The organism is Rhodococcus sp. (in: high G+C Gram-positive bacteria) (assembly GCF_049286785.1).
GTDB lineage: Bacteria > Actinomycetota > Actinomycetes > Mycobacteriales > Mycobacteriaceae > Rhodococcus_F.
Genome location: NZ_JBAQEO010000845.1, coordinates 1 through 5,259, shown reverse-complemented (window position 1 = coordinate 5,259; position 5,259 = coordinate 1). Strand labels below are relative to the sequence as shown.

At 67.0% G+C, this 5,259-nt stretch carries 5 protein-coding genes and 1 pseudogene; all 6 read left to right on the top strand.

The annotated features are described in order from the left end of the window. The coding region (locus WAW17_RS30180) for a 2-oxo-4-hydroxy-4-carboxy-5-ureidoimidazoline decarboxylase (RefSeq protein ID WP_422336522.1) at positions 1-340 on the top strand (340 nt) is incomplete at its 5' end. Further along, entirely contained in the window at positions 340-669 is a 330-nt protein-coding gene (uraH, locus tag WAW17_RS30175) for a hydroxyisourate hydrolase (RefSeq protein ID WP_422336521.1), read from the top strand. The genes WAW17_RS30180 and uraH, both read left to right, overlap by 1 nt. 19 nt (positions 670-688) lie before the next feature. Beyond that, positions 689-1,600, top strand: coding sequence for a factor-independent urate hydroxylase (gene pucL, locus WAW17_RS30170; protein WP_422336523.1), 912 nt, complete (start codon positions 689-691; stop codon positions 1,598-1,600). Positions 1,601-1,612: 12 nt separating this feature from the next. Then, positions 1,613-1,753 (top strand): annotated as a pseudogene (locus WAW17_RS30165) (8-oxoguanine deaminase); the annotation flags it as partial. A 4-nt stretch (positions 1,754-1,757) separates the two neighbouring features. Continuing rightward, entirely contained in the window at positions 1,758-2,567 is an 810-nt protein-coding gene (locus WAW17_RS30160) for an FAD binding domain-containing protein (RefSeq protein ID WP_422336520.1), read from the top strand. Then, positions 2,564-5,259 (top strand): molybdopterin-dependent oxidoreductase (locus tag WAW17_RS30155; protein ID WP_422336519.1); only part of this gene is annotated, 2,696 nt, incomplete at its 3' end. The genes WAW17_RS30160 and WAW17_RS30155, both read left to right, overlap by 4 nt.

Below are 5,259 nucleotides of genomic sequence, written 5' to 3'. Positions count from 1 at the left end.
CTCCGATGCCGAGATCGACCAGGCGCTGTCCGGGCATCCGCGGATCGGTGGTCGCGCCGACAACTCGTCATCCGCGCGCGAGCAGTCGGCGGTCGCCTCCGCCGACGACGCCGTCCGTGAGAATCTGCGGGCCGGAAACGAGGAGTACGAAAAGAAGTTCGGGCACGTCTACCTGGTGTGCGCGTCCGGGCGTTCGGCGCAGGAACTGCTCGCCATACTGCACGAGCGGCTCCGCAACGACAGCCTGACCGAACGCCGAATTCTCCGGAGAGAACTGGCCGCGATCAACCGGCTGCGTCTGGAAGGCTTGCTGGACGACTATTCGAGAGGAGTCCGGTGATGTCCAAGATTCTCAGTACGCACGTCCTCGACGCCACCGACGGGACGCCCGCCGCCGGAGTGGTGGTGCGCCTGCAGTCCGCCGGCGGCGCCACCCTCGCCAGCGCGAGCACCGACGCGGACGGCCGGATCGCCGAGCTCGCCCCGGCGGAATTGGCCGCAGGCACCTACCGCCTGGTCTTCGAGACCGGCGAGTACTTCGCCGAACGGGGACACAAGACGTTCTATCCGGAGGTCTCCGTCACCTTCGCACTCGATGACCCCGAGCGCGGCTACCATGTCCCACTCCTGCTGTCCCCCTTCGCCTATTCCACCTACCGCGGGAGCTGACTCGACTGTGACGACCAACGTGACCAAGCTGACCGGCGACATCGTCCTGGGCGAGAACCAATACGGCAAGGCCGAGGTCCGCATCGTGCGGATCTACCGCGACTCTCCTCGCCACGAGATCCGGGACGTCAACGTCTCGACGTGCCTTCGCGGCGACTTCTCGCCCGCCTACCAGGCCGGTGACCAGGGCACGGTGCTGCCCACCGACTCCCAGAAGCAGACGGCGTACTCCTACGCGAAGGACAAGGGGCTCGACTCCATCGAGGAGTACGGACTGGCACTCGCGCGGCATTTCGTGGTCGACATCGAGCCCGTCGACGGCGCCCGCATCGAGATCGAGGAGTACGCCTGGGAGCGCGCGGTGGTGGACGGCGCCGAACACGACCACACGTGGGTCCGCAAGGGGCAGGAAATCCGCACCGCGGCTGTCACCGTCGACAGCGACGGCACGTGGGTGATCGGCGGCCTCAAGGATCTGGTGATCCTCAAGTCCACAGGCAGCGAGTTCTTCGGCTTCCTCGAGGACGAATACACCGTGCTCGAGCCCACCCACGACCGTGTGATGGCAACATCCCTGATGGTCCAATGGCGTTTCACCACAACCGAAGTCGAATGGAACAAAGCTTACGACCGGGTGAAGCAGCTGATCGTCGCGAAGTTCGCGACCGTCCATTCACTCGCGCTGCAACAGACCCTGTTCGAGATCGGCAAAGCCGTTCTCGAAGAGATACCGATCATCGCCGAGATCCGGTTGTCAGCCCCGAACAAGCACCACTTCGAGTACGACCTCGGGCGGTTCGGGGTGGAGAACAACAATGAGGTGTTCTACGCCGCCGACCGCCCGTACGGGCTCATCCAGGCGACGGTGCAGCGGTCGGACGCTCCTGACGCCGGACCGGCGTGGAAGGCATACACGGGGTGGCTCGGTTGACCATCGTCGTTCGGAGTCACACCGCCACTCGAGTTGTTGCTGGTAAACGGGCGCTCGGCGGTCGAGCGTGGAAGAGTGACGACTGTGGACGAGGACAACGTCGCGGTGGAGGTCGAGTGGGCTCACCGCGCGCTGACGCGTAAGGCGGGCTGAGCACATGGACCTGCCGTTCGTCACCGACATCTCGACTCCGCGTGCCAGGGGTGACCTGCCTGCGCCGTCACCGGGAACGGCATACCTGGCAGGCGGAACCTGGCTGTACTCGGAACAGCATGCGCGCCTCACCCGGCTGGTCGATCTGACGACGCTCGGCTGGCCTGCGCTCACCGTGCATCCGGACGGGCTCGAGATCGCCGCAACCTGCACGATCGAGAATCTCTGCACCACAGCATTTCCGGACGACTGGACGGCCACGACGATCTTCCGTCCGTGTGCCGAGTCGCTGGTCGCGTCGTGGAAGATCTGGCACACCGCCACCGTGGGCGGCAACCTGGCGCTGGGTTTGCCGGCCGGTGCGCTGATCACCCTGTGCTGCGCGCTGGACGCCGACGTCCTGGTGTGGACCCCGGATGGCGGTGAGCGGCGGATCCCTGTGGTCGACCTCGTCTCCGGGGTGCGGGAGACCGCACTGACACCTGGCGACCTGATCCGCAGCATCCATCTCCCACTGGACGCGCTGCGCGGACGCGCCGTGCTGCGTAAGATCGCATACTCGCCACTCGGACGGTCCGGTGCCTTGCTGGCGGGACGCCTCGACTCCAACGGCTTCGCACTGATCGTCACCGCCGCCACCGTCCGGCCGTTCGTCCTGCGGTTTCCCGCAGTCCCCGACAGCGAGATGTTGAGCCGAGCTCTCTCGGAACGGATCCCGCCCGATGCCTACCTGTCGGACCCGCACGGCGCCCCCGACTGGCGCCGCCACGTCACCGGGGTTCTCGCCGAGGAGATCAGGAGGGAACTGGCATGAGGTTCACAGTCGACGGACAGGCGGTGGACGTTGACCCGCGTCCCGGCCAGTGCCTGCGCACGTTACTTCGCGAGCAGCGCCGGTTCGCCGTCAAGAAGGGTTGCGACGCCGGTGATTGCGGCGCCTGCACCGTGTTGCTCGATGGCAGTCCGGTGCACTCGTGCGTCATCCCCGCGTACCGTGCCCAGGACCGGGAGGTGGTCACCGCGGCGGGCCTCGGACAGCCCGATCACCTTCACCCCGTGCAACAGCAGTTCGTCGCGGCCGCCGGCTTCCAGTGTGGCTTCTGCACGGCCGGCATGGTGGTGACCGCGTCGGCCCTCGACGACTCCCAGCGCGCCGATCTACCCAACGCACTCAAGGGGAACCTGTGCCGGTGCACGGGCTATCGTTCGATCCGGGACGCCGTCGGTGGCGTGTGCACCACCGAATCCGACAGTGCCGGAGCCTCTTCCGGTCGTTCGATTGCCGCCCCCGCCGCCGCCCGGGTGGTGAGCGGCGGCGAGCCCTACACGCTGGACCTGTCCGTCGACGGCCTGCTGCACATCCAGATACTCGGCAGCCCGCACCCGCACGCGCGGATCATCCGCATCGACACCTCCGCCGCCGAACGGCTGCCCGGAGTCCATGCCGTGCTCACCCACCGCGACAGCCCCGACGTCGCCTTCTCCACGGCGCGCCACGAATTCCGCACCGACGATCCCGACGACACGTACATTCTCGACACCGTCCTCCGGTTCGCCGGGCAGCGGGTCGCTGCCGTGGTCGCCGAATCGGTCGACATCGCCCACCGCGCCGTGGCGCTGATCGAGGTGGAGTACGAGATCCTCGAACCCGTCTTCGATCCGGATATCGCCCGGCGTCCCGGCGCTCCCCTGGTGCACGGCGACAAGGGTCCGGAGTCGCGGATCGCGGATCCGGCACGCAACCTGGTGGCCGAGATCCACGGCGAGGTGGGCGACGTCGAGGGCGCGTTGGCAGCAGCCCGGACCGCCGGTGCGGTGGTGGAAGGCACGTGGCGCACGCAACGCGTCCAGCACGTGCATCTCGAAACGCACGCCGCCGCAGGCTGGCTGGACTCCGACGGGCGACTCACAGTCCGCAGCAGCACCCAGGTGCCATTCCTCGTGCGCGACGAACTGGCCCACCTGTTCTCTCTCGACCGCTCACAGGTGCGGGTAGTCGCCGCGCGCGTGGGCGGTGGTTTCGGGGCCAAGCAGGAGATGCTGGTGGAAGATCTCGTTGCCCTGGCCGTGCTGCGCACCGGCAGGCCGGTGCAGTACGAGTTCACCCGTTCCGACCAGTTCACGATCGCCCCGTGCCGGCACCCCATGACCATCTCGGTGCGTGTCGCCGGGGACACTGACGGCACGCTCACCGCCATGGCCGTCGACGTCCTCTCCGACGCCGGCGCCTACGGAAACCATTCCGCGGGAGTGATGTTCCACAGTTGCGGTGAATCCGTCGCGCTCTACCGGTGCCCCAACAAGCGAATCGATGCACAGGCTGTGTACACCAACAACCTTCCCTCCGGTGCCTTCCGCGGCTACGGACTCGGCCAGGTGATCTTCGCTGTCGAGTCCGCCCTGGATCAGCTTGCGGCGGAGCTGCGGATCGATCCCTTCGAGCTGCGGCGTCGCAATGTGATCGTTCCCGGGAACGCCTTCGTCGAGGCCGAGGTGCTGCACGACGATCTCACCTTCGGCAGTTACGGCCTCGATCAGTGCCTGGATCTGACGGAGGCTGCGCTGCGTCGCGGCAACGGTGTCCACCCGCCCGAAGGCTCGCGGTGGCGGGTGGGCGAAGGCATGGCAGCCTCGATGATCGCCACCATCCCGCCGCGAGGCCATTTCGCGGATGTCTCGTGCACCCTCGTCGAGGGTGGGCGATACGAGGTGCGGGTCGGCACCTCGGAGTTCGGTAATGGAACGAGCACAGTGCACGCCCAACTCGCTGCCTCCGCATTGGGAACCACAGCCGATCGCATCACCGTGCTGCAGTCGGACACCGACGTCGCGAACCACGACACCGGCGCCTTCGGCTCGGCAGGCACCATGGTGGCAGGCAAGGCAGTCGACCTCGCGGCAACCCGGTTACGGGGGGAGTTACTCGACGCCGCCCGGCGGATCGCAGGGGTCGACGGCGATGCCGACGGGGAACTCACACCCGATGGGGTGCAGTTCTCCGGTCAGTTCGTGGAGCTCGACAAGTTGTTGCCCGAAGGACCTTTCCGTTCGGACGGGCATCACGACGGAACTCCCCGTTCGGTGGTGTTCAACGTGCACGCCTTCCGGGTGGCCGTCGACACCGATACCGGTGAAGTCCGGATTCTGCAGTCGGTTCACGGCGCCGACGCCGGGACCGTCCTCAACCCCCAGCAATGCCGCGGTCAGGTGGAAGGTGGAGTCGCACAAGCCATCGGCAGTGCACTCTACGAGGAAATGCTGCTCGAGAACGGCAAGGTGCTCAACCCTGCGCTGCGCAACTACCACATCCCGCAGATCGCGGACGTCCCGGACACCGAGGTGTACTTCGCCGACACGTACGACGAACTCGGACCCCGCGGTGCCAAATCGATGAGCGAATCCCCGTACAACCCGGTAGCGCCTGCCCTGGCCAACGCCATCGCCGACGCCACCGGCGCACGCCTGCGCGAGATCCCGATGAATCCCGCGCGGGTGTGGCGGGAGGT